The 24,341-nt window shown below is 62.7% G+C and carries 22 protein-coding genes; 1 reads left to right on the plus strand and 21 read right to left on the minus strand.

Annotated features, from left to right (window positions below; genetic code table 11):
* Positions 1 to 585: 585 nt before the first annotated feature.
* From rpoS to APH27_RS07750, 8 genes are all read right to left on the minus strand, one after another.
* Positions 586 to 1,593, minus strand: coding sequence for an RNA polymerase sigma factor RpoS (gene rpoS / locus APH27_RS07715; RefSeq protein WP_016392283.1), 1,008 nt, complete (start codon positions 1,591 to 1,593; stop codon positions 586 to 588).
* 108 nt (positions 1,594 to 1,701) lie between these two features.
* Positions 1,702 to 2,559: a peptidoglycan DD-metalloendopeptidase family protein gene (locus APH27_RS07720; protein ID WP_027920011.1), complete on the minus strand. Its 858-nt coding sequence runs from the start codon at positions 2,557 to 2,559 to the stop codon at positions 1,702 to 1,704.
* A 160-nt stretch (positions 2,560 to 2,719) separates the two neighbouring features.
* Positions 2,720 to 3,358, minus strand: coding sequence for a protein-L-isoaspartate(D-aspartate) O-methyltransferase (locus tag APH27_RS07725; RefSeq protein WP_177326721.1), 639 nt, complete (start codon positions 3,356 to 3,358; stop codon positions 2,720 to 2,722).
* Positions 3,359 to 3,399: 41 nt separating this feature from the next.
* Entirely contained in the window at positions 3,400 to 4,149 is a 750-nt protein-coding gene (surE, locus tag APH27_RS07730) for a 5'/3'-nucleotidase SurE (RefSeq protein WP_027920013.1), read from the minus strand.
* Positions 4,137 to 5,195, minus strand: a complete 1,059-nt coding sequence (gene truD, locus APH27_RS07735) for a tRNA pseudouridine(13) synthase TruD (RefSeq protein ID WP_060484484.1) — start codon at positions 5,193 to 5,195, stop codon at positions 4,137 to 4,139. The genes surE and truD overlap by 13 nt, the downstream gene beginning before the upstream one ends.
* A complete protein-coding gene (gene ispF / locus APH27_RS07740) occupies positions 5,192 to 5,665 on the minus strand; it encodes a 2-C-methyl-D-erythritol 2,4-cyclodiphosphate synthase (protein WP_027920015.1) in 474 nt (157 codons plus the stop codon). Before ispF ends, truD begins: the two co-directional genes overlap by 4 nt.
* Positions 5,666 to 5,855: 190 nt before the next feature.
* The gene (fghA, locus tag APH27_RS07745; RefSeq protein ID WP_060484485.1) at positions 5,856 to 6,710 is read right to left on the minus strand and encodes an S-formylglutathione hydrolase; all 855 of its coding nucleotides are present in this window, start codon (positions 6,708 to 6,710) and stop codon (positions 5,856 to 5,858) included.
* An 8-nt stretch (positions 6,711 to 6,718) separates the two neighbouring features.
* A complete protein-coding gene (locus APH27_RS07750) occupies positions 6,719 to 7,831 on the minus strand; it encodes an S-(hydroxymethyl)glutathione dehydrogenase/class III alcohol dehydrogenase (protein ID WP_060484486.1) in 1,113 nt (370 codons plus the stop codon).
* A 110-nt stretch (positions 7,832 to 7,941) separates the two neighbouring features.
* Here APH27_RS07750 and APH27_RS07755 point away from each other — a divergent pair, with 110 nt between their 5' ends.
* Positions 7,942 to 8,838, plus strand: a complete 897-nt coding sequence (locus APH27_RS07755) for a LysR substrate-binding domain-containing protein (RefSeq protein ID WP_027920018.1) — start codon at positions 7,942 to 7,944, stop codon at positions 8,836 to 8,838.
* 120 nt (positions 8,839 to 8,958) lie between these two features.
* On the opposite strand, the gene ispD is transcribed toward APH27_RS07755, so the two are convergent.
* The 13 genes from ispD to APH27_RS07820 all read right to left on the minus strand — a co-directional run bounded on the left by ispD (position 8,959) and on the right by APH27_RS07820 (position 24,341).
* A complete protein-coding gene (ispD, locus tag APH27_RS07760) occupies positions 8,959 to 9,666 on the minus strand; it encodes a 2-C-methyl-D-erythritol 4-phosphate cytidylyltransferase (RefSeq protein ID WP_027920019.1) in 708 nt (235 codons plus the stop codon).
* Positions 9,663 to 9,944 (minus strand): cell division protein FtsB, encoded by a 282-nt coding sequence (gene ftsB / locus APH27_RS07765; RefSeq protein WP_023534037.1) that lies wholly within the window; start codon positions 9,942 to 9,944, stop codon positions 9,663 to 9,665. The genes ispD and ftsB overlap by 4 nt, the downstream gene beginning before the upstream one ends.
* A gap of 156 nt (positions 9,945 to 10,100) precedes the next feature.
* Entirely contained in the window at positions 10,101 to 11,390 is a 1,290-nt protein-coding gene (gene eno, locus APH27_RS07770; protein WP_027920020.1) for a phosphopyruvate hydratase, read from the minus strand.
* 199 nt (positions 11,391 to 11,589) lie between these two features.
* On the minus strand, positions 11,590 to 13,218 hold the full coding sequence (locus APH27_RS07775) for a CTP synthase (RefSeq protein ID WP_027920021.1): 1,629 nt from the start codon (positions 13,216 to 13,218) through the stop codon (positions 11,590 to 11,592).
* 269 nt (positions 13,219 to 13,487) lie between these two features.
* The gene (gene tilS, locus APH27_RS07780) at positions 13,488 to 14,771 is read right to left on the minus strand and encodes a tRNA lysidine(34) synthetase TilS (RefSeq protein ID WP_060484487.1); all 1,284 of its coding nucleotides are present in this window, start codon (positions 14,769 to 14,771) and stop codon (positions 13,488 to 13,490) included.
* Between the two features lie 144 nt (positions 14,772 to 14,915).
* Positions 14,916 to 15,863, minus strand: coding sequence for an acetyl-CoA carboxylase carboxyl transferase subunit alpha (gene accA, locus APH27_RS07785; protein WP_027920023.1), 948 nt, complete (start codon positions 15,861 to 15,863; stop codon positions 14,916 to 14,918).
* A 105-nt stretch (positions 15,864 to 15,968) separates the two neighbouring features.
* On the minus strand, positions 15,969 to 19,493 hold the full coding sequence (gene dnaE / locus APH27_RS07790; RefSeq protein WP_027920024.1) for a DNA polymerase III subunit alpha: 3,525 nt from the start codon (positions 19,491 to 19,493) through the stop codon (positions 15,969 to 15,971).
* A gap of 206 nt (positions 19,494 to 19,699) precedes the next feature.
* The gene (rnhB, locus tag APH27_RS07795; protein WP_027920025.1) at positions 19,700 to 20,323 is read right to left on the minus strand and encodes a ribonuclease HII; all 624 of its coding nucleotides are present in this window, start codon (positions 20,321 to 20,323) and stop codon (positions 19,700 to 19,702) included.
* 1 nt (position 20,324) lies between these two features.
* Entirely contained in the window at positions 20,325 to 21,452 is a 1,128-nt protein-coding gene (gene lpxB / locus APH27_RS07800) for a lipid-A-disaccharide synthase (RefSeq protein WP_060484488.1), read from the minus strand.
* Between the two features lies 1 nt (position 21,453).
* Positions 21,454 to 22,230 (minus strand): acyl-ACP--UDP-N-acetylglucosamine O-acyltransferase, encoded by a 777-nt coding sequence (gene lpxA, locus APH27_RS07805; RefSeq protein WP_027920027.1) that lies wholly within the window; start codon positions 22,228 to 22,230, stop codon positions 21,454 to 21,456.
* Positions 22,227 to 22,667: a 3-hydroxyacyl-ACP dehydratase FabZ gene (gene fabZ, locus APH27_RS07810; RefSeq protein ID WP_003252314.1), complete on the minus strand. Its 441-nt coding sequence runs from the start codon at positions 22,665 to 22,667 to the stop codon at positions 22,227 to 22,229. The genes lpxA and fabZ overlap by 4 nt, the downstream gene beginning before the upstream one ends.
* 113 nt (positions 22,668 to 22,780) lie before the next feature.
* Positions 22,781 to 23,836, minus strand: a complete 1,056-nt coding sequence (gene lpxD / locus APH27_RS07815) for a UDP-3-O-(3-hydroxymyristoyl)glucosamine N-acyltransferase (protein WP_027920028.1) — start codon at positions 23,834 to 23,836, stop codon at positions 22,781 to 22,783.
* Between the two features lies 1 nt (position 23,837).
* Complete coding sequence (locus APH27_RS07820) at positions 23,838 to 24,341, minus strand: OmpH family outer membrane protein (protein WP_003252311.1); 504 nt, start codon at positions 24,339 to 24,341, stop codon at positions 23,838 to 23,840.

A 24,341-nucleotide genomic window follows, 5' to 3' on the forward strand; every position in this document is an offset into this window, starting at 1 on the left:
CAACGGGCCTTTTTTAGTTTTCTGCGGGCAAAAAAAAGGGGCGGTTTGACCCGCCCACATTTTTTCCGTAGTCCCTGCTTGTCCCAAACATCATCCTGATGAAATCGCGTCTTGCGATGTCCTTGGCCTTCTCCCTGAAAGCCTGTGCATGTCCGTGTGCACAGTTCGAATACTAGCGAGTTCCCTGAGCCGGGCAACTGCGAGATTTCTCAGGATGTTACTGGGGACACATTTCCACATAGCTAAAAATCACTTAGATTTCAGTGATTTACGAATAAACCAGAGCTGAAATCGACTTTGATTTACTGGTAGTTGCACAGATGGCTTACATAAAGAGTAAGCAAAGGCTTACACGCCATGCATCAGGGGTAGCGCCGTACACATTGCTCGCCACCAGATTTATCCCATCTCTACCGGCCTCTTCGCGGGCAAGCCCGTCACCCCAGAGAGGGCGCAGACCTGAGCCCTGTGATGATCCTGTGGGAGCGGGCTTGCCCGCGAAGAGGCCAGTACTGGGTTACCGAAATACCGAAAATAAAAAACGCCCCGAGGTCATCGGGGCGTTTGCATACGGTACAGCCTGGCTTACTGGAACAGCGACTCGCTGGAAAGCCCGTTCTTTTCGAGGATCTCGCGCAGGCGCTTGAGCCCCTCCACCTGGATCTGCCGCACACGTTCGCGGGTCAGGCCGATCTCCAGGCCAACATCCTCCAGGGTGCTGCTCTCATGCCCGCGCAGACCAAAGCGACGCACGACCACCTCGCGCTGCTTGTCGGTCAGCTCACCCAGCCACTGATCGATGCTCTGCGACAGGTCGTCATCCTGCAGCAGTTCGCACGGATCGGTCGGGCGATCGTCGGTCAGGGTGTCGAGCAGGGTCTTGTCCGAGTCCGGGCCGAGCGACACGTCCACCGAAGACACACGCTCGTTCAGGCCCAGCATGCGCTTGACCTCGGCGACCGGTTTTTCCAGCAGCGTGGCGATTTCTTCCGGCGACGGCTCGTGGTCGAGTTTCTGGGTCAGTTCGCGCGCGGCCCGCAGGTAGACGTTGAGCTCCTTGACCACGTGGATCGGCAGGCGAATGGTGCGGGTCTGGTTCATGATCGCCCGCTCGATGGTCTGGCGGATCCACCAGGTCGCATAGGTCGAGAAGCGGAAACCGCGCTCCGGGTCGAACTTTTCCACCGCACGGATCAACCCCAAGTTGCCCTCCTCGATCAGGTCGAGCAGCGACAGACCACGGTTCACATAACGACGGGCGATTTTCACAACCAGACGCAGGTTGCTTTCGATCATGCGTTTGCGGCCGGCAGGGTCACCCTTTTGCGACAGGCGCGCAAAGTGCACTTCCTCTTCCGGCGAAAGCAGAGGCGAGAATCCAATCTCGTTGAGATACAGCTGGGTGGCATCGAGCGCCCGGCTGTAATCGATGTACTTGTGTTGCTTGAGCGAAGAGCCTGATTTGGCCCTGGTCCGAACCGAAGGTACAGCAGGTTCGTCTGACACCACATCCGTTTCCAAAACGATGCCCGTCTCCATGAGGAGGACGTCATCGTCGATGTCAAACTCCGGCGCTTCTTTACTGAGAGCCATTGTTATAGTCCTTTGCTGAGTTCGAACTCAGACTCATGCGGCGCCTGTCTCCCTGGCAACGCAGGAGCCTGTCCCCTTTACGTCACAGGAACAGGCCGGGCACAACGATCAACGACGTGGCAGGAACTGGAGTGGATCGACGGGTTTACCCTGGCGGCGAATCTCGAAATGCAGCTTCACCCGATCAGTGCCCGTGGACCCCATTTCAGCAATCGACTGCCCTGCCTTGACCTGCTGCCCCTCCCGAACCAACAGCCTGCGGTTGTGACCGTAGGCACTGACGTAGGTATCGCTGTGCTTGATGATGATCAGTTCGCCGTAGCCCCTCAAGCCACTCCCGGCGTAGACCACCGCACCATCAGACGCAGCAAAAACAGGCTGTCCCAAATCACCGGCGATATCAATGCCTTTATTCAAACTACCGTTTGAAGCGAATTTTCCAATCAGCACGCCATTGGCTGGCCACGCCCAGTTGCCCACCGCCCGCTCTGCCGCGGGCACCGTGGCAACCACCGGAGCAGGCGTGGCGGGCGTTGTTGGCGTCGGCTTTCCGCCGTTTTGCGGGGTGTTGATAGGCGTTCCGGCAGGGCGACGAATGACCGTTGTTCGGCTCGAGGAGGACGGGCTGGAGACCACCGTGGTACTGCTGGCAGACCCGCTGCTGAAACGGATCGCCTGGCCTGGGCGAATGGTATAGGGGGCGGGAATGCCGTTACGCGCGGCCAGCTCCTTGTAGTCCCAGCCATAGCGGAACGCGATGGAGAACAGGGTATCGCCAGGTTTGACGACGTACTGCCCCGAGGTCACTGCAGGTCGCTTGGGCGCAGCAGTGTTGCGATCGACCACGCGCGCACCGCTGGAGCCTGTGCTGGAGCAACCTGTCAGCAGGGTGCCCATGGCCAGTGCAATCACCAGAAGCTTGAAAACCGACCGATCCTTTCGCTGCCGAATGACTGTGTGCCCCACCCGCGCTCCCCTCATGGTGCCGAAAATCGATAATACGATATGAAATGCAATATTGTTGCAATTATAACCAAGCCAGGCGGCATTGGCAGGGCCCAGGCCCCGCCAGATAGACAGGGCCATGCTGCAAGAATTCGTTGCGGCTGCAAATATTCCTGCCGCCTCAGGCCAGCGGGCCATTGAGCAGCGGCACGAAACGCACTGCACCCAGCACGCGACGGGAGAAGCCGTGCTCTTCGCGCACGATCAGCATCAGCTGTTGCACCTCGCCGGCCGGGCCGACCGGAATCACCATCCGCCCTCCCGGTGCCAGTTGGTCGAGCAGCGCCTGCGGCACTTCCGGGGCCACCGCAGTAACGATGATGCCGTTGTAGGGTGCCAGCGCCTGCCAGCCATCACAGCCGTCGCCCCAACGGAACACCACATTGCGCAAGTTGAGCTCGACCAGGCGTTCTTTGGCCCGATCCTGCAACACCTTGATCCGCTCCACCGAGAACACCCGCTCGACCAGCTGGGCCAGGATCGCGGTCTGGTAGCCGGAACCAGTGCCGATCTCCAATACCTTGTCCAGCGGCCCCGCCTCCAGCAGTAGCTCGCTCATGTGCGCCACCATGAACGGCTGGGAGATGGTCTGGTTGTGCCCGATCGGCAGCGCCGTGTCTTCGTATGCCCGGTGCGCCAGGGCCTCGTCGACGAACAGGTGGCGTGGGGTACGGCGAATCACGTCAAGCACCTTGGCGTTCGACACGCCTTCCTCATAGAGGCGCTGGATCAGCCGCTCGCGGGTCCGCTGCGAGGTCATGCCGATACCGCCACGGCGCTGCAGATCGTCCTGTTCACGCATCAGAGCAGGCCCTCCAGCCAGCCGTCGAGCTGTTCGAAGGCATCGTTGAACGTGCGGTCCAGCTGCAACGGGGTGATCGACACGTAACCTTGCATGACAGCATGGAAATCGGTGCCTGGCCCGCCATCCTCGGCATCACCGGCCACGGCGATCCAGTAGCCTTCCTTGCCACGCGGGTTGACCACCTTGGTCGGCGCCGCCGCCCGCGCCCGGTGACCGAGGCGGGTAAGCTGGATGCCGCGGATGTGCTCCAGCGGCAGATTGGGGATATTGACATTGAGTACAGTGCGCGGCGGCAGGTGCAGGCGCGGCAGCGCCTCTACCAGGCGGCGGGCTATGTAGGCGGCGGTCGGCAGGTTGTCGGGCAGCCGCGACAGCAGCGAGAACGCCAGCGAGGTGCCGCCCAGGAACCGGCCTTCCAGTGCGGCGGCGACCGTACCGGAATAAATCACGTCATCACCCAGGTTGGCCCCCAAGTTGATGCCCGAGACGACCAGGTCCACAGGCTCCGGCAACAGACCGTTGAGCCCCAGGTGCACGCAATCGGTAGGTGTGCCGTTGAGGCTGATGAAGCCGTTGGCCAAGGTCTGCGGGTGCAGCGGCCGGTCCAGCGTCAGCGAACTGCCAGCGCCGCTCTTGTCTTGGTCCGGGGCGATCACCACGCACTCGGCATAATCCGCCAGCGCACTGTGTAGCGCGGCGAGGCCCGGTGCCGTAACACCGTCGTCATTCGAAATCAGAATACGCATGGGCTGTCCGTCTGCCCTGCCGGCACCAGATCGACGAGTTCGCGCACCACCACGGTGGCGAAGCATCCGGCCGGAAGGACGAATTCCAGTTGCAGGATATCAGGCTCGGGATAATGCCACGTCAGGCCGCCAATAGGGAGCCGCAGGATGCGCCGTTCGTGACTCATGCCCGCATATGCGAGCCACTGGCACAGTGCCAGGTGACGCTCGCCGACCGCCGTCTCAAGCCCGGAGGTCGCGCCAGCCGCGGGCGAAGGGCCTTCCCCCCACATCGGACCAGTCGGATGCAAATCAAGAATCGCCAGGCGAGGATCGGAACATTCCTGCTCTCCAGCAGGAAAGAAGCTACGGCTATCGGTGAACGCCAACAGGTCCCCGACCTGGGCGCGCTGCCAGCTGCCATCAGCGACCCGCGCCGCCAGCACTTGGTTGAACACGTAGCTGCGCGCTGCCGAAAGCAGGCGCGAACGCACGTTGCGCTGTTCCGGCAGAGCCTTGCGCGCGGCCCAGTCCTGAGCGTCGTGGACGTTGCCGCCACCGTGACCGAAACGCTGGCTGCCGAAGTAGTTCGGCACGCCCTGTTGCTTGAGTTGCTCCAGGCGAGCATCCAGGGCCTGGCGGTCAGCCGCCAGGGCGGTCAGACGCAGGGTGAAACCGTTAGCTGAATGGGCACCGCGCTGCAGCTTGCGCTGGTGACGCACCTGCTTCAGCACCCGCAGGGTGTCATCTTCGGCACGCGACAGATCCGGGTCGGCCTTGCCCGGCAGGTGCAGGCTGAACCACTGGCGGGTCAGGGCCTGGCGGTCCTTGAGGCCGGCATAGCTGATGGCGCGCACCGGTACACCGGCGGCGCGGGCCAGGCGGCGGGCAGCTTCTTCGGTGTTAAGGTCGCGCTTCTCGACCCACAGCCACAGGTGCTCGCCCTGGCCGGACAGCGGGATGTCCAGCACTTCGTCGACCTGGAAGTCATCAGCCACGGCCTTTAGCACGGCGCTACCCAACGATTCGCCCGACGCGCGCGGGCCCAGCAGGTCCAGTTCGGTCATGCTGGCAGCAGCAGGGCAACCGCATGCACGGCGATGCCCTCCTCGCGGCCGGTAAAACCGAGCTTTTCGGTGGTGGTGGCCTTGACGTTGACCTGGTCGAGTTCGACCTGCAGGTCTTCGGCAATCAGCTGGCGCATGGTTTCGATGTGCGGGGCCATTTTCGGGGCCTGGGCGACGATGGTGGCGTCGACGTTGCCGACCTGCCAGCCCTTGGCCTTGACGATAGCGACCACGTGACGCAGCAGCACGCGGCTGTCGGCGCCCTTGAACTGCGGGTCGGTGTCGGGGAAATGCTTGCCGATGTCGCCCAACGCAGCAGCGCCGAGCAAGGCATCGCTCAGGGCGTGCAGCAGCACGTCACCGTCGGAATGGGCCAGGAGGCCGTATTTGTGGGGGATACGCACCCCACCCAGGGTAATGAAATCACCGTCGCAGAAACGGTGCACATCGTAGCCGTGGCCAATACGCATAGAAAAACGCCCTGATTGAGTCAGGGCGTGATTCTACCTGCTTTAGCCACTATTGGGGCCGCCATGTAGGCGCGGCCTTGCGTCGCGAAAGGGCTGCGCAGCAGCCCTGGCGATAGAGGCAGTGGCGCCGAAATCCTGGGGCCGCTTTGCGGCCCTTTCCGACCGGTCCGGCGCCCCGGCAAGGCCGCTCCTACAGGCGCCCCAATGCCTTCGCATGATGGCGCAGGTGCTCGTCGATGAAGCTGGCGATGAAGTAGTAGCTGTGGTCATAGCCAGGCTGCAAGCGCAGGGTCAGTTCATGCCCGCCTTTGCGTGCGGCCTGCTCCAGCGCTTCAGGCTTGAGCTGCTTCTCGAGGAAGTCATCACGGTCGCCCTGGTCCACCAGCAGCGGCGGGCACTCGCCTGCAGGCGTCTGCGCCAGCAGCACACTGGCATCCCATTCACGCCAGCGCGCACGGTCTTCACCCAGGTAACGGCTGAAGGCTTTCTCACCCCACGGGCAATCCATCGGGTTGCTGATCGGCGAAAATGCCGACACCGAACGATAGCGCCCCGGGTTGCGCAAGGCGCACACCAGCGCGCCATGCCCCCCCATGGAGTGGCCGCTGATGCTGCGCTGCTCGGACGCCGGGAAGTGCGCCTCGATCAGGGCCGGCAACTCCTGCACCACATAGTCGTGCATGCGATAGTGCTGGGCCCAGGGTTGCTGGGTAGCGTTGAGGTAGAACCCGGCGCCGAGGCCGAAGTCCCACGCACCATCAGGGTCGCCCGCCACTTGCTCGCCACGCGGGCTGGTGTCGGGGGCGACAATGATCAAGCCGAGCTCGGCGGCCAGGCGCTGGGCACCCGCCTTCTGCATGAAGTTCTCGTCGGTGCAGGTGAGGCCGCTGAGCCAGTACAGCACTGGCAGCTTCTCACCCTGCTCTGCCTGTGGTGGCAGGTAGACGGCGAACACCATGTCGCAACCCAGCACCTTGGAGTGATGCCGGTAACGCTTGTGCCAGCCGCCGAAGCTTTTCTGGCAGGAGATGTTATCCAGGCTCATGGCTGACCTCAGAAGTGGATCACGCTGCGGATGCTCTTGCCTTCGTGCATCAGGTCGAAGGCCTTGTTGATGTCCTCCAGGCCCATGGTGTGGGTGATGAAGGTATCCAGCGGGATCTCGCCCTTCTCGGCCATGTCCACGTAGCTTGGCAGCTCGCTGCGGCCACGCACGCCGCCGAATGCCGAACCACGCCAGACACGGCCGGTCACCAGCTGGAACGGACGGGTGGCGATTTCCTGGCCGGCACCGGCGACGCCGATGATCACCGACTCGCCCCAGCCCTTGTGGCAGCACTCCAGGGCCGCGCGCATCAGTTGCACGTTGCCGATGCACTCGAAGGAGAAGTCCACGCCACCGTCGGTGAGATCGACGATCACTTCCTGGATCGGGCGGTCGTAGTCTTTCGGGTTGATGCAGTCGGTAGCGCCCAGCTGGCGGGCGATTTCGAACTTGGCCGGGTTGATGTCGATGGCGATGATGCGCGAGGCCTTGGCCTTGACCGCACCAATTACGGCCGACAGCCCGATGCCACCCAGGCCGAAGATGGCCACGGTGTCACCTGGCTTGACCTTGGCGGTATTGAGCACCGCGCCGATACCGGTGGTGACGCCGCAACCGAGCAGGCAGACCTTCTCCAGCGGTGCTTCTTTCTGGATCTTGGCCACGGAAATTTCCGGCAGCACGGTGTACTCGGAGAAGGTCGAGGTGCCCATGTAATGGAACAGCTGCTGGCTCTTGTACGAGAAGCGGGTGGTGCCATCCGGCATCAGGCCCTTGCCCTGGGTGGCACGGATGGCCTGGCACAGGTTGGTCTTGCCCGAGAGGCAGAACTTGCACTTGCCGCATTCCGGGGTGTACAGCGGGATCACATGATCGCCCACTGCCACCGAGGTAACGCCCTCGCCCACGGCTTCGACGATCGCACCGCCTTCATGGCCGAGGATCGACGGGAAGATGCCTTCCGGGTCGGCGCCGGAGAGGGTGTAGGCGTCGGTGTGGCAGACACCGCTGGCGACCACGCGCAGCAACACCTCACCGGCCTTGGGCATGGCCACGTCGACTTCGACGATTTCCAGGGGTTTCTTGGCCTCGAAGGCAACGGCGGCACGGGACTTGATCATCACAGGGTCTCCAGACAATGGGGATCGATTCAGTCCAGCAGTGTAATCCACGCGCTTTTGATGAATAATCCAGTAAAAGCCAAAACATTATTGCCATACAGGGATAATCCATGAGCAGCCGCTGGGAAGGCATCGACGAGTTCGTCGCCGTGGCCGAGTCGGGTCAATTCACGGCTGCGGCCGAGCGCCTGGGCGTGTCGTCATCCCACATCAGCCGGCAGATCGCCCGCCTTGAAGAGCGCCTGCAAACCCGCTTGCTGTACCGCAGTACCCGCCGGGTGGCCTTGAGTGAAGCCGGGCAGACCTTTCTGCAGCACTGTCAGCGCCTCCAGGACGGTCGCGAGGAAGCGCTGCGCGCCATGGGTGACCTGGCCAGCGAGCCGAAGGGCCTGCTGCGCATGACCTGTGCGGTGGCCTATGGTGAACGGTTCATCGTGCCGCTGGTAACGCGTTTCATGGCGCTGTATCCGCAATTGCGGGTCGAAGTTGAACTGAGCAACCGCACCCTCGACCTGCTGCACGAAGGCATGGACCTGGCGATTCGCCTGGGCCGGCTGGCCGACTCGCGGCTGGTGGCCACGCGCCTTGCGCCGCGGCGCATGTACCTGTGTGCCTCGCCAGCGTACCTGGAGCGCTACGGGCGGCCGCACAGCCTGTCGGAACTGGCCCGGCACAATTGCCTGATCGGTAGCTCTGACCTGTGGGGGCTGCAGCAGGATGGCCGCGAGATCAGCCAGCGGGTGCAGGGCAACTGGCGCTGCAACAGTGGCCAGGCCGTGCTGGATGCGGCGCTGTTGGGGATGGGGTTGTGCCAGTTGCCGGACTATTACGTGCTCGAGCACTTGAACAGCGGCGCACTGGTTTCGTTGCTGGAGGGGCATCAGCCGCCGAATACGGCGGTTTGGGCGTTGTATCCGCAGCAGCGGCACTTATCGCCGAAGGTAAGGCGGTTGGTGGATTACCTGAAGGAAGGGTTGGCGGAGTTGCCTGAGTATCGGGTGACCTGATCGAATGCCGGGGCCGCTGCGCGGTCCTTTCGCGACACAAGGCCGCTCCTACAGGGAAATGCGATCTCCTGTAGGAGCGGCCTTGTGTCGCGAGAGGGCCGCAAAGCGGCCCCTGCAATCTCAGCGCCTGCCCGCCCAGCGCTGGCGCAGCCACTCCAGATCTTCTGGCCGGGTGACCTTGATGTTGTCACTGCGCCCTTCGACCAGCCGCGGCGCCTGCCCCGACCACTCGATGGCCGACGCCTCGTCGGTCACCACCACATCCGAAACCAGGCTTTCGGCCAAGGCCCGATGCAGCGCGCCCAGGCGGAACATCTGCGGTGTATAGGCCTGCCAGATGGTACTGCGGTCCACCGTCGCGGCGACCCGCCCATTGGCATCGGCGCGCTTGAGGGTATCGCGCGCCGGCACCGCCAGCAGCCCGCCTACCGGGTCGTCAGCCAACTCCGACAGCAGCTTATCCAGGTCACTACGCGCCAGGTTCGGCCGAGCCGCATCGTGCACCAGCACCCAGTCGTTGTCCGACGCCCCCTGGGCATGCAGCAGCAACAAGGCATTGAGCACCGAGTCGGCACGTTCGTCACCACCCGCTGCACGTTGGATGCGCGGGTCGCTGGCGCAACGCAGGCCAGGCCAGTACGGGTCATCTTCGGCAATGCTGACCACCACGCCCTTGAGCGAGGGGTGGCCAAGAAAACAGTCGAGGCTGTGCTCAAGGAGGGTCTGCCCGGCCAGCTCCAGGTATTGCTTGGGGCGGTCGGCAGCCATGCGGGCACCGACGCCCGCAGCAGGAATTACGGCCCAGAAGGCCGGCAAAGATTCATTCATTTTTGCGGCAGCTGGAAGAGGGTTTCGCCCTCTTTGACCATTCCCAGTTCATGACGAGCCCGTTCTTCGACGGTCTCCATACCCTTCTTCAACTCCAGCACCTCGGCATCGAGCACGCGGTTACGCTCCAGCAGCCGCTCGTTCTCGGCGTGCTGTTCGTCGATCTGCTGCTTGAGCTCGGCCACTTGCGCCAGGCTGCCGTTACCCACCCAAAGGCGGTACTGCAGGCCACCGAGCAGCAGGAGCAGGACAAGGAACAACCAATAGGGACTGCGCATCAAGGTATCCAGGTTAAAGACCGCCGCACACGGGCGTCATATAGCACGAAGCCTGGCCGAGGCCAGGCTTCGTTGACAGAAACCCGCATGAAGCGTCAGAAATTTCAGATCGAAAGTTCCGACAGCCTTGGCTGCTGTCTTTTTACCATCTCTTGCTTAACCGCGAAACTCGGCACGACCACGGTAAACCGCTTTGGCGCCCAGTTGCTCTTCGATGCGCAGCAGCTGGTTGTACTTCGAGACGCGGTCGGAGCGGCACAGCGAGCCAGTCTTGATCTGGCCGGCAGCGGTACCCACGGCAAGGTCAGCGATGGTCGAGTCTTCGGTTTCACCGGAACGGTGCGAGATCACCGCAGTGTAGCCGGCAGCCTTGGCCATCTGGATGGCTTCCAGGGTTTCGGTCAGCGAGCCGATCTGGTTGAACTTGATCAGGATCGAGTTACCGATACCCTTCTCGATGCCTTCCTTGAGGATCTTGGTGTTGGTCACGAACAGGTCGTCGCCGACCAGTTGCACCTTCTCGCCGATCTTGTCGGTCAGGATCTTCCAGCCAGCCCAGTCGGACTCGTCCAGGCCGTCTTCGATCGAGATGATCGGGAAACGCTCGGTCAGGCCTTTCAGGTACTCGGCGAAGCCTTCGGCATCGAACGATTTGCCTTCACCGGACAGGTTGTACTTGCCGTCTTCGTAGAATTCGGAAGCCGCGCAGTCCAGGGCCAGGGTCACGTCGGTGCCCAGCTTGTAGCCGGCTTTTTCAACGGCTTCGGCGATGGCGCCCAGGGCGTCTTCGTTGGAGGCCAGGTTCGGAGCGAAGCCACCTTCGTCACCTACGGCGGTGTTCAGGCCACGGGCCTTCAGCACAGCTTTGAGGTGGTGGAAGATCTCGGTGCCCATGCGCAGGCCATCGGAGAAGGTCTTGGCGCCCACCGGCTGAACCATGAACTCCTGGATGTCGACGTTGTTGTCGGCGTGCTCGCCACCGTTGATGATGTTCATCATCGGAACCGGCATCGAGTACTGGCCCGGGGTGCCGTTCAGGTTGGCGATGTGCGCGTACAGCGGCAGGTCCTGATCCTGTGCAGCAGCCTTGGCGGCAGCCAGGGACACCGCCAGGATGGCGTTGGCGCCCAGCTTGGCCTTGTTCTCGGTACCGTCCAGCTCGATCATGGCGCGGTCCAGGGCCTTCTGGTCGGAAGGATCCTTGCCCAGCAGCAGGTCGCGGATCGGGCCGTTGATGTTGGCGACGGCCTTCAGCACGCCCTTGCCCAGGTAACGGCTCTTGTCGCCATCACGCAGCTCCAGCGCTTCGCGCGAGCCGGTGGAAGCACCGGACGGCGCGCAAGCGCTGCCGATGATGCCGTTGTCGAGCAGTACATCGGCTTCCACAGTGGGGTTGCCACGCGAATCGAGAACTTCACGACCTTTGATGTCGACGATTTTTGCCATTGTTGTAAGCACTCCAGAATTGACGAAAACAACGCAGCTTAGGGAATTCTTGCCTTGCACCAGGCGGGGACGCAGCAGGCAGGCCTGGCAGAAGCAACCCCTGACCGAGCGGTCAGGGGTAGATCGGGGCGTACTTTACCCGAGAAATGAGCCTTGCGCGGCTTTAACCGTCGGAAAACTCACCAAAGACCTGAAAAAATCAGGCCTTGTTCTTCTGGGCCAGGGCCGCCTTGACGAAGCCGCTGAACAGCGGGTGACCGTCACGCGGAGTGGAGGTGAACTCCGGGTGGAACTGGCAGGCAACGAACCATGGGTGATCCTTGGCCTCGACCACTTCGACCAGCGCGCCGTCTTCGGAACGACCGGAAACCACCAGGCCGCCATCGACCAGCTGTGGCAGCAGGTTGTTGTTGACTTCGTAACGGTGGCGGTGACGCTCGGTGATGACGTCCTTGCCGTAGCAGTCGTGCACCTTGGAACCGGCAGCCAGTTGGCAGTCCTGTGCGCCCAGGCGCATGGTGCCGCCCAGGTCGGACGCTTCGGTACGGGTCTCGACGGCACCGGTGGCGTCGGCCCACTCGGTGATCAGGCCGACCACCGGGTGGCCGCTGTTGCGGTCGAACTCGGTGGAGTTGGCGTCTTTCCAGCCCATCACGTTACGGGCGAACTCGATCACGGCCACCTGCATGCCCAGGCAGATGCCCAGGTACGGAACCTTGTTCTCACGGGCGTACTGTACCGCAGTGATCTTGCCTTCCACGCCACGCAGGCCGAAACCGCCCGGGACCAGAATGGCGTCGGCACCTTCGAGCAGGCTGGTGCCCTGGTTCTCGATGTCTTCGGAATCGATGTAACGCAGGTTGACCTTGGTACGGTTGGTGATGCCGGCGTGACTCATCGCTTCGATCAGCGACTTGTACGCATCCAGCAACTCCATGTATTTGCCGACCATGGCGATGGTCACTTCCTGCTCAGGGTTGAGCTTGGCATCGACCACTTTGTCCCACTCGGACAGGTCGGCGCTGTTGCACTGCAGGCCGAAGCGCTCGACGACGAAGTCGTCCAGGCCCTGGGCGTGCAGAACACCTGGGATCTTGTAGATGGTGTCGACGTCTTCCAGCGAAATCACCGCACGTTCTTCGACGTTGGTGAACAGCGCGATCTTGCGGCGCGACGAGGCGTCGACCGGGTGGTCGGAACGGCAAATCAGCACGTCAGGCTGCAGGCCGATGGAGCGCAGCTCCTTGACCGAGTGCTGGGTCGGCTTGGTTTTGGTCTCACCGGCAGTGGCGATGTACGGGACCAGGGTCAGGTGCATCAGCATGGCGCGCTTGGAGCCTACTTCGACACGCAGCTGGCGAATCGCCTCGAGGAACGGCTGCGACTCGATGTCACCCACGGTACCGCCGATTTCCACCAGGGCCACGTCGGCATCGCCGGCGCCCTTGATGATGCGACGCTTGATCTCGTCGGTGATGTGCGGGATCACCTGGATGGTCGCGCCCAGGTAGTCACCACGACGCTCTTTACGCAGCACGTGCTCGTAGATGCGGCCGGTGGTGAAGTTGTTGTTCTGGGTCATGGTGGTGCGGATGAACCGCTCGTAGTGGCCCAGGTCGAGGTCGGTCTCGGCGCCATCGTGGGTGACGAACACTTCACCATGCTGGAACGGGCTCATGGTGCCCGGATCGACGTTGATGTACGGATCCAGCTTGAGCATGGTGACCTTCAGGCCCCGCGCTTCCAGGATGGCCGCCAGGGAAGCCGAGGCAATGCCTTTCCCCAATGAAGAAACAACACCGCCCGTGACGAATATGTAGCGCGTCATGAAAAACCCTAGAAGTCTGCGTTAAGGCGGCCAGCGCCGCCGGAGAAAGCGAAGGAAGGCCGAAGCCCCCGATCACCTGCGTCAATCACAGTGCATCTCGAAAAACTGCCGCGTCTGTACAGACCAGGGGTATCCCCGGCATGGAGCTCGCTCGTCATTTCCAGAATCAGCCCAGCAAAAAACTGCTTGGTAATCGGCAACTGCTGTGTTTCCGGGGAAGCCACAGAAGTTGTATCAAGAAGGGAGGGTAGTCTACCGGAATGTACCCTTCAGCTCAAACCTTGCGCGTTCGTCGGCGGCTGCCAATGAAGCTGGCAATCGGCCTGCGCCAGCGAAGGCAGATTGGCCACCGCCAGCAGGCGCTCGCCGCGATATAGCAGTGGCAGGCGCGGACGCACGAAGTGCGGGACCTGCAGCTCGTTGAGCAGCCGCTTGAGGTCGCGTCGGCCGCGGCCGGGGATATCCAGGACCTCGCCGCCCTGGCGATAGGCGATACGCAGTTCGCCCGGCGGCTGGGCGACATCTAGACGCACACTGCCGTTGCCCGGCAGTGCCAGGGCCTCGCCAGGATCGCGCCAGGGCACCTCGCCCGCCGGCTGCTTCAACCAGTCGCCACTCAGCCACCAGATGCGACCGTGACTGCGTATTAACCGACCATCGGCAAGCCGCCAGATCGGTTGTGCATCTGCCGCGGCATCGCGCAGGTCCGCCCAACCTGCCCAATGACGGGTATCGGGCAGGCGGGTTCGCTGGCTCAGCCAGTGCTGCAAGGCATTGCGCTGCCGCGCAGGTGACAAACGGGTGAGCACCGCCAGATCGAGCGACTGCAGGGCAGCCCAGGCCGGCGCGCCGCCCTCCCCGGCTTTGGCCAGATCGCCCAGCGCCAGTTCATCGAGCAGCCCCAGCGCCTCGCCCAGGTGCTCTGCACAACGGGCGAAGTTCTGGCTGGCCTGCGGCCAACGCTGTTGCAAGTGCGGGAACACCTGCGCGCGCAGATAGTTGCGGTCGAAGGCGCAATCAGCGTTCGTTGGATCTTCGATCCACACCAGCCCTTGGACCTGGGCGTAGTCATGCAGCTGCTGGCGCGAGGTGGCCAGCAACGGCCGGACCAGGCTGCCCTGCCCTAGGGCGCGCTGTTCGGGCATCGCCGCAAGGCCACGCAAGCCGGCACCTCGCAGCAGGCGGAAGAGCAAGGTTTCGGCCTGGTCGTCGCGGTGCTGGGCGGTGAACAGGATGTCACCGGGACCTAGCACGTTCGTGAAGGCGGCGTAGCGAGCGTCGCGGGCAGCCTGTTCGAGGCTGGCGCCGGGGGGGACCTGGACGCGGATGACCTGGAGATCGATACCGAGCTTGTCGCAGATGGCTTGGCAGTGAGCGGGCCAGGTGTCGGCAGCAGGTTGCAGACCGTGATGGATATGGAGGGCGCGTAGTGGCGGGGTTGCGGAGTTGCGGGCGTGCTCAGCCAGCAGGTGCAGAAGGACAGTGGAATCGAGGCCGCCGGAGAAGGCGATGTACCAGGTGGGGGCGTTGAGCCAGGGGGTGAGGTTGATCATGTGCGCCTCACTCGGCTTGATAACCAAATCCCCGTGGGAGCGGGTTTACCCGCGAACACCGGCGAAGCCGGTGCCGTGCACCGCGTCGCCTTCTTCGCGGGTAAACCCGCTCCCACAGGGGCCGCGCAGCGGCCCCGGGATCTATCAGAGACCGTAGCTCATCAGGCGGTCGTAACGACGGGCCAGCAGCGCGTCGTTGTCGAGCTTGCCGAGCATGTCCAGTTGCTGCACCAGATCGGCACGGATGCTTTCGGACATCTTGGCCGGGTCACGGTGGGCGCCGCCCAGCGGCTCCTGGATGACCTTGTCGACGATGTTCAGGCTCTTGAGGCGCTCGGCGGTGATGCCCATGGCTTCGGCGGCGTCGGCAGCCTTGTCGGCCGTCTTCCACAGGATCGAGGCGCAGCCTTCTGGCGAGATCACCGAGTAGGTGGAGTACTGCAGCATGTTCAGCTGGTCGCACACACCGATGGCCAGCGCACCGCCGGAACCGCCCTCACCGATCACGGTGGCAATGATCGGGGTCTTCAGGCGGGCCATGACGCGCAGGTTCCAGGCGATCGCCTCGCTCTGGTTGCGCTCTTCGGCGTCGATGCCCGGGTAAGCGCCCGGGGTGTCGATGAAGGTCAGGATCGGCATCTTGAAGCGCTCGGCCATTTCCATCAGGCGGCAGGCCTTGCGGTAGCCTTCAGGGCGCGGCATGCCGAAGTTGCGGCGAACCTTTTCACGCACTTCGCGGCCCTTCTGGTGGCCGATGACCATTACGGGCTTGCCGTCCAGACGTGCGGTACCACCGACGATGGCAGCATCATCGGAGAAGTGACGGTCGCCGTGCAGTTCTTCGAACTCGGTGAAGATGTGCTCCAGGTAGTCCAGGGTGTACGGACGACGTGGGTGACGGGCCAGGCGGGCGATCTGCCAGCTGGTCAGGTTGCCGAAGATGCTTTCGGTCAGGGTGTTGCTCTTGTCTTGCAGACGGGCAATTTCATCGCTGATGTTCAGCGAGTTGTCGTTACCCACCAGGCGCAGGCCTTCGATCTTGGCTTGCAGGTCGGCAATCGGCTGTTCGAAATCGAGAAAATTCGGGTTCATAGTCATCCGTCTTGGGTCTACGGCCAGGCGGCCGGCCGGTTGATCCGTTTGGCGCCCTACCTTAAGGGATCAGGCGCATATAGGTCGAGATTAAATTTCGTCGATTCAACGATATTGCAGGAAGACGTTCTCACGCCCGAACTGGTCACGCAGTGCCTGAATCAGGCCATCGGCCGGGTCGATCGACCATTGCTCGCCAAACTGCAACATGGCCTTGGCATCGCTGCCGGTGTACTCCAGCGTGATCGGGCAGGCACCACGGTGGCGGGTGATCAATTCGCCCAGCCACTTCAGGCGGTCGCCCTTGAGCGCCTCGTGTGCCACCTTCAGGCGCAGGCTCTCGGCCAGCTTGGTGCGTGCGTCTTCCATGGTCATCACCTGCTTCACCCGCAGGCGCAGCCCACCGGAGAAGTCATCGTTGCTGACCTCCCCTTCGACCACCACCATCGCATCGGCCTGCAGCAAGGACTGTGCCGCCATGAACGCATCGGCAAACAGCGACGCCTCGATGCGCCCAGAGCGGTCATCCAGGGTGACAAAGCCCATCTTGTCGCCCTTCTTGTTCTTCATTACCCGCAGGGCAATGATCATGCCGGCAATGGTCTGGGTCTCGCGCGACGGTTTGAGGTCGACGATGCGCTGGCGGGCAAAACGGCGGATCTCGGTCTCGTATTCATCGATAGGGTGACCTGTGAGGTACAGGCCCAGAGTGTCCTTCTCGCCCTTCAGGCGCTCCTTGAGTGTCAGCTCGCGCACCTTGCGGTGGTTGGCGTAGACGTCGACATCCGCCTCGTCGAACATGCCGCCGAACAGGTCGACGTGACCACTGTCAGCGGTATGGGCCGCCTGCTCGGCTGCCTTGATGGCTTCGCCCAGTGCCGAGAGCAAGGTCGCACGGTTGAGGTCGATGTTGGCGTGGTAGGCCTTGATCTCATCATGGAAATGCGGGCCCAGGCGGTCCAGCGCACCGCTGCGCACCAGCGCATCGAGGGTACGTTTGTTGACTCGCTTGAGGTCGATGCGCTCGCAGAAGTCGAACAGATCCTTGAACGGGCCACCCTGGGCACGCGCCTCGACGATGGCTTCCACCGGGCCTTCGCCGACGCCTTTGATTGCCCCCAGGCCGTAGACGATACGGCCGTCGTTGTTCACGGTGAACTTGAAATCGGAGAAGTTCACGTCCGGCGCATCGAGGCGCAGCTTCATGCTGCGCACTTCCTCGACCAGCACCACCACCTTGTCGGTGTTGTGCATGTCCGCCGAGAGTACTGCGGCCATGAACGGTGCCGGGTGGTGGGTCTTCAGCCAGGCAGTCTGGTACGACACCAGGCCATAGGCGGCGGAGTGGGACTTGTTGAAGCCGTAGCCGGCGAACTTTTCTACCAGGTCGAAGATGTTACCTGCGAGATCCGCATCGATATTGTTGGCGACGCAACCCTCGATGAAACCGCCGCGCTGCTTGGCCATTTCTTCAGGCTTTTTCTTACCCATCGCCCGGCGCAGCATGTCGGCGCCGCCGAGGGTATAGCCCGCCATCACCTGGGCAATCTGCATCACCTGTTCCTGGTACAGGATGATGCCGTAGGTCGGGGCCAGTACGGGCTTGAGGCCTTCGTACTGGTAGTCCGAGTGCGGGTAGGCCAGCTCGGCGCGGCCGTGCTTGCGGTTGATGAAGTCGTCCACCATGCCCGACTGCAACGGGCCCGGGCGGAACAGTGCCACCAGTGCGATGAGGTCTTCCAGGCAGTCAGGCTTGAGCTTCTTGATCAGCTCCTTCATGCCGCGGGATTCGAGCTGGAACACCGCCGTGGTCTCGGCTTTCTGCAGCAGCTCGTAGGTCTTGCGGTCGTCCAGCGGGATGAAGTCGATGTTCAGATCGGGCAGGTTCCGCTTGGCCTGCTCGCGGTTGATGATCTCCATCGCCCACTTGATGATGGTCAGGGTGCGCAGGCCGAGGAAGTCGAACTTCACAAGGCCCGCAGCCTCGACGTCATCCTTGTCGAACTGGGTTACCAGGCCGCCGCCCTCTTCGTCACAGGCGATCGGCGAGAAGTCGGTGAGCTTGGTCGGGGCAATCACCACGCCACCGGCATGCTTGCCGGTACCACGGGTGACACCTTCGAGCTTGAGCGCCATGTCCCAGATTTCGCGGGCATCCTCGTCGCCCTTGAGGAAGTCGCGCAGGATCTCTTCCTGCTCGTAGGCTTTCTCCAGGGTCATGCCCACTTCGAACGGGATCATCTTCGACAGGCGGTCGGCCAGGCCGTAGGACTTGCCCTGCACCCGCGCCACGTCGCGCACCACCGCCTTGGCGGCCATGGTACCGAAAGTGATGATCTGGCTCACGGCGTTGCGGCCATAGGCTTCGGCCACGTAATCGATCACCCGGTCACGGCCATCCATGCAGAAGTCGACGTCGAAGTCGGGCATGGAAATACGTTCAGGGTTGAGGAAGCGCTCGAACAGCAGGTCGTAGGCCAACGGGTCGAGGTCGGTGATCTTCAGCACGTAGGCCACCAGCGAACCGGCACCCGAACCCCGGCCTGGGCCGACCGGCACGTCGTTGTTCTTGGCCCACTTGATGAAGTCCATAACGATCAGGAAGTAACCGGGGAAGCCCATCTGGATGATGATGTCCAGCTCGAACTTCAGGCGGTCCAGATAGACCTGGCGCTTCTCTTCGTAATTGGGCGTGGTCTCCTTCGGCCAGAGCACCGCCAGGCGTTCTTCCAGGCCCTCATGGGACACATGGCGCAGGTAGTCGTCGATACTCATGCCATTGGGCGTCGGGAAATCGGGCAGGAAGTACTTGCCCAGCTGCACCTGGATGTTGCAACGCTTGGCGATCTCGACGGTGTTGGCAATGGCATCAGGCAGGTCGCTGAACAGTTCGGCCATTTCCTCGGCCGACTTCAGGTACTGCTGGTCGCTGTAGCAACGCGGGCGGCGCGGATCGTCGAGGGTCCAACCCTCCCCGATACAGACGCGGGTTTCGTGGGCATCGAAGTCAGACTGCTTGATGAAACGGACATCGTTGGTAGCCACCAGCGGCGCGCCAAGCTGGTCAGCCAGGGCCACGGCGGCGTGCACGTACTCTTCGTCGCCGGCGCGGTTGGTGCGCTGCACCTCAACGTAGAAGCGCTCCGGGAACATGCCCATCCAGTCGCGCAGCAGGGCCTGGGCTTCATCCTGGCGGCCATTCATCAGGGCCATGCCGATATCGCCTTCCTTGCCCGCGGACAGGGCAATCAGCCCTTCGCTGGCGGGGGCGATCCACTCACGCTGAAGGATCACCAGGCCGTTGCGCTGGCCGTCGGTCCAGCCGCGCGAAATCAGCTCGGTGAGGTTGCGGTAGCCCTTGGGGTCCATGGCCAGGAAGCAGATACGCGACAGCGGTGCTTCCGGATCGGCCCCGGCCAGCCACAGGTCGGCACCGCAGATCGGCTTGATCCCGGCGCCCATGGCGGTCTTGTAGAACTTGACCAGCGAGCACATGTTGCTCTGGTCAGTGATCGCCACCGCCGGCATGTTCATCCCCGCCAGTGCCTTGGCCAGCGGTTTGATCCGCACCAGGCCGTCTACCAGCGAGAATTCGGAATGGACGCGCAGGTGAACGAAGGGAACCGACATGGAAAGTCCTGTAGCAATGCTTAACGACAAGGGCGGGATTGTAGCGTAATTGAGTGGGGGATTTGGCGGCTGCTTTGCAACACGATCTCTGTAGGCGCGGCTTTAGCCGCGAATCAGGCGCGCGGTGGTTGGCACCGGCTATGCCGGCGTTCGCGGCTGAAGCCGCTCCTACAAAAGCGATTGGGCCGCATAGCGGCCCCAGTTAATCAGATCAGGGAATCGGTGATGCTCTCGCGGGCTTCCCAGGCTGCCCGCACCGGGGCGAAGGAACGCCGATGAATGGGGGTAGGCCCAAGGCGCGCCAGGGCTTCGAGGTGCACCGGCGTAGGGTAGCCCTTGTGCCCGCCTATCCCATACCCCGGATAGATCAGCTCGAACGCGCTCATCTCCCGGTCGCGGGTAACCTTGGCCAGGATCGACGCTGCGGCAATCGCCGGCACCTGGCTATCTCCCTTGACCACTGGTGCTGCCGGGACCGCCAGTTTCGGGCAACGGTTGCCGTCGATCAGTGCCAGCTTCGGGGTAACGTGCAGCCCTTCCACCGCTCGCTGCATGGCCAGCATGGTGGCCTGGAGGATGTTGAGCCGGTCGATTTCCTCGACTTCGGCGCGGGCGATGCAGAAGCTCAGGGCTTTTTCGCAGATCTCGTCGAACAGCGCCTCGCGCCTGGCTTCGGTGAGCTTCTTCGAATCGTTGAGACCGACAATCGGCCGCGCCGGGTCGAGAATCACCGCAGCCGTGACCACTGCACCGCACAGGGGGCCGCGGCCTACTTCGTCTACGCCGGCAACCAGGTCTTCGACCAGGTTGAAGTCCAGTCCAATCTGCATGTCAGCGGTCCTTGAGCAGGGCCAGCACCGCGTCGGCCGCCTGATTGGAGGCGTCGCGGCGCAGGGTACGGTGTATCGCGTCGAAGCGTTCGGTTTGCTGGGCGCCGTCGGTGACCAGCGGTGCCAAGGTCTGTGCCAGGGCTTCGCTGGTCGCGGCTTCCTGCAGCAGCTCAGGCACCAGCTCGCGCTGGGCGAGCAGGTTGGGCAGCGATACGTAAGGGCTTTTCACCAGACGCTTGAGAATCCAGTAGGTCAGCGGGGCCAGGCGATAGGCAACGACCATCGGGCGCTTGTACAGCAACGCCTCCAGCGTGGCGGTACCAGAGGCGATCAGCACCGCGTCACAAGCAGCCAGCGCCCGGTGCGACTGACCATCGAGCAAGGTCAACGGCAGATCGCGGCCTTCGAGCATCTGCTCGACCTGGGCACGCCGCGCCGCGTTGGCGCACGGCAATACGAAACGCACGCCAGGTACCAGCTCGCGCAGGCGCTGGGCGGCGTCGAGGAACAGTACCCCCAGGCGCCCGACCTCACCACCACGGCTACCCGGCATCAAAGCCACCAGCGGCCCATCGGCCAGGCCCAACTCGCTACGCGCTGCCTGACGGTCTGCCGCCAACGGAATGGTATCGGCCAGCGGGTGGCCGACGAACCGCACCGGTACGCCCTGTTCCTCATAGAAGCGTGCTTCGAACGGCAGCAGCGTGAGCATCAGGTCGCAACCTTCGCGAATCTTCAGCACGCGCTTCTGCCGCCAGGCCCAGACCGACGGGCTGACGTAATGGACGGTCTTGATCCCCGCCTGGCGCAGTTTCAGTTCGATATTGAGGGTGAAATCGGGGGCGTCGATACCAATGAACACATCGGGCTTTTCGCCGATCAGGGTCTGGATCAATGCCTTGCGGCGCTTTAGCAGCTCACGCAGGCGCCCCAGCACTTCGACCAGCCCCATGACCGCGAGGCGCTCCATGGGGAAGTATGACTGAAGGCCTTCGGCCTCCATCAACGGGCCACCCACACCGATAAAGCGGACATCGGGATGGCGCGCCTTGAGGGCGCGCATAAGCCCGGAACCGAGAATATCGCCGCTGGCCTCACCCGCGACCAGGGCTACGCAAAGCTGCGCCATGTCAGCGGGTAATGCCGCGGGCGGAGTTCACGATCGACTGGCGGAACAGCTCGACCTGCTCATACTTGGCGGCCAGCTCGTCCAGTTCCTTGATTGCCTCTTCCACGGTCAAACCCTGGCGATAGACGATCTTGTAGGAACGACGCAGGGCATGGATGACCTCGTCGCTGAAGCCACGGCGGCGCATGCCTTCGAAGTTCATGCTGCGGGCCTCGGCAGGGCTGCCGAACACCGTGACGAAGGCAGGTACATCCTTGCCAATCGCCGTACCCATGCCGGAGAACGCATGGGCGCCAATATGGCAGTACTGGTGCACCAGGGTGAAACCGGACAGGATCGCCCAGTCGCCCACGTGCACATGCCCGGCCAGCGCCGTGTTGTTGACCAGGATGCAGTGGTTGCCAATGACGCTGTCGTGACCAATGTGGGCATAGGCCATGATCAGGTTGTGATCACCCAGCGTGGTTTCCGCACGATCCTGGACCGTACCACGGTGAATGGTCACACCTTCACGGATGACGTTGTGGTCGCCGATCACCAGACGCGTCGGCTCACCCTTGTACTTGAGGTCAGGGGTGTCTTCGCCAATCGAGGAAAACTGGTAGATGCGGTTGTGCTTGCCAATCCGGGTCGGCCCTTTGAGCACCACGTGCGGGCCAATGACCGTACCCTCACCGATTTCGACATCCGGGCCGACGATCGACCACGGGCCAACCTCGACGCCGTCGGCCAGCTTGGCCGACGGATCGATGATCGCCCGCGGATCAATCGAACTCATAGGGAGCGTTCCGCACAGGTGATCTCGGCCGAGCATACCGGCTTGCCGTCGACCAGGGCACGGCACTCGAACTTCCAGATCATGCTTTTGCGGCTGAGGAACTTGGCTTCCAGTACCAACTGGTCACCCGGCAGAACCGGTTGGCGGAAACGCAGCTTGTCGGAACCGACGAAGTAGTACAGGGTGCCATCGGCCGGCTTGGCATCGAGCATCTTGAAACCAAGGATGCCGGCCGCCTGGGCCATGGCTTCGATGATCAGGACGCCCGGCATGATCGGGTGCGCCGGGAAATGGCCATTGAAGAACGGCTCGTTGATGCTGACATTCTTGTAGGCACGAATGCTCTGGGCCTCGAAGTCCAGATCCGTCACGCGATCTACCAGCAGAAACGGGTAGCGGTGAGGCAGGTATTCGCGAATCTCGTTGATGTCCATCATTTCGGGGGGAAGCCTGTAATAAGAATAGGGAGCGCAGGTGCTGACCACACGCTCCTTTTGCAGTCCAAAGAGGAGCCAGCTAGCGACTGTTCACTCTTGCTCAGGAAATGGTATCAGCCTTCTGATGTCGGCTGGCCACCTGAGGTCACGGTATCGACACGTTTTTCCAGCTGCTGGAGACGCTTGGCCATGTCGTCGAGCTGGCGGATACGCGCCGCGCTCTTGCGCCAGTCAGCCAAAGGCTGCATGGCCGTGCCGGATGAATAGGAGCCTGGTTCGGTGATCGAGCGGGTCACCATGGTCATCCCGGAGACAAATACGTTATCGCAGATATCGATATGCCCCACCAGGCCAACGCCACCTGCCAGCATGCAATGCTTGCCGATGCGCGTGCTACCGGAGATACCCACACAAGCAGCCATGGCCGTGTGATCACCGATCTGCACGTTGTGGGCGATCTGGATCTGGTTGTCGAGCTTGACCCCGTCGCCGATCCGCGTGTCGGACAGCGCGCCACGGTCAACCGCAGTATTGACACCGATTTCCACGTCATCACCAAGGGTGACGCCGCCAATCTGGGCGATCTTGCGCCAGATGCCCTTTTCGTTCGCGAAGCCGAAGCCCTCGCCACCGATCACGGCACCCGACTGAATGACCACACGCTTGCCGATGGTCACGTCGTGATACAGCGTGACCCGCGGTGCCAGCCAGCCGCCTTCACCGACCACACAACGGGCACCGACGAAGCAATGTGCGCCAATGCTGACATTGGCGCCGATGCGCGCACCGCTTTCGATGACCGCAAACGGCCCGATACTGGCGCTGGCATCCACCTGGGCATCATCCGCCACCACGGCGCTGGGATGTATACCCGCCACAGCCTTGGGTTTGGGGTCGAACAGGTGGGAAATGCGCGCATACGCCAGGTACGGGTCGGCCACGATCAGGGCATTGCCGGCAAAGCCTTCGGCGTCCGCAGCCTTGAGCAGCACCGCAGCGGCCTGGCAGTTGTCCAGGTATTTGCGGTACTGCGGGTTGGCGAGGAAGCTCAATTGACCGGGGCCGGCCTCCTGCAAGGTGGCCAGCCCGGTAATCGGCAGCGCCTCAGGGCCTTTGAGTGTGGCCCCGAGGGCCTCGGCCAGCTGGCCGAGCGTCATGGTCACGGTCATATCAACGCGCTTGGTTCATGCGCTCGATGACTTGGCGGGTGATGTCGTACTGAGGTTTGACATCGATGACCGCGCCGCGCTCGAGAACCAGGTCGTAGCCGCCCTTCTTGATCACTTCCTCGACAGCACCGTCCAGCTTGGGCTTCAGCTGCTTGAGCATGTCGCGGTCGGCAACGGCCTTGGCCTCGTTCAGTTCCTTGGACTGGAACTGGAAGTCACGGGCTTTCTGCTTGAATTCGAGCTCCAGGCGTTCACGCTCCTGCTGCTGCATCTTGTCACCGCCCTTGATCAGACGGTCCTGGATGCCCTTGGCGCTGCTTTCCAGGCTTTTCAGCTTGGTCAGTTGCGGGCCGAACTTCTTCTCGGCATCGACCGCGTACTTCTTGGCGGCATCGGATTCGAGCAGAGCCATCTGATAGTTCAGCACGGCGACCTTCATTTCGGCGAAAGCCGGGGTGGCGACCAGCGCCGCGGCCACTACGGCCAGTTGAGCCAATTTACGCAC

Source organism: Pseudomonas sp. NBRC 111123 (assembly GCF_001320205.1).
GTDB classification, from domain to species: Bacteria; Pseudomonadota; Gammaproteobacteria; order Pseudomonadales; family Pseudomonadaceae; genus Aquipseudomonas; species Aquipseudomonas putida_J.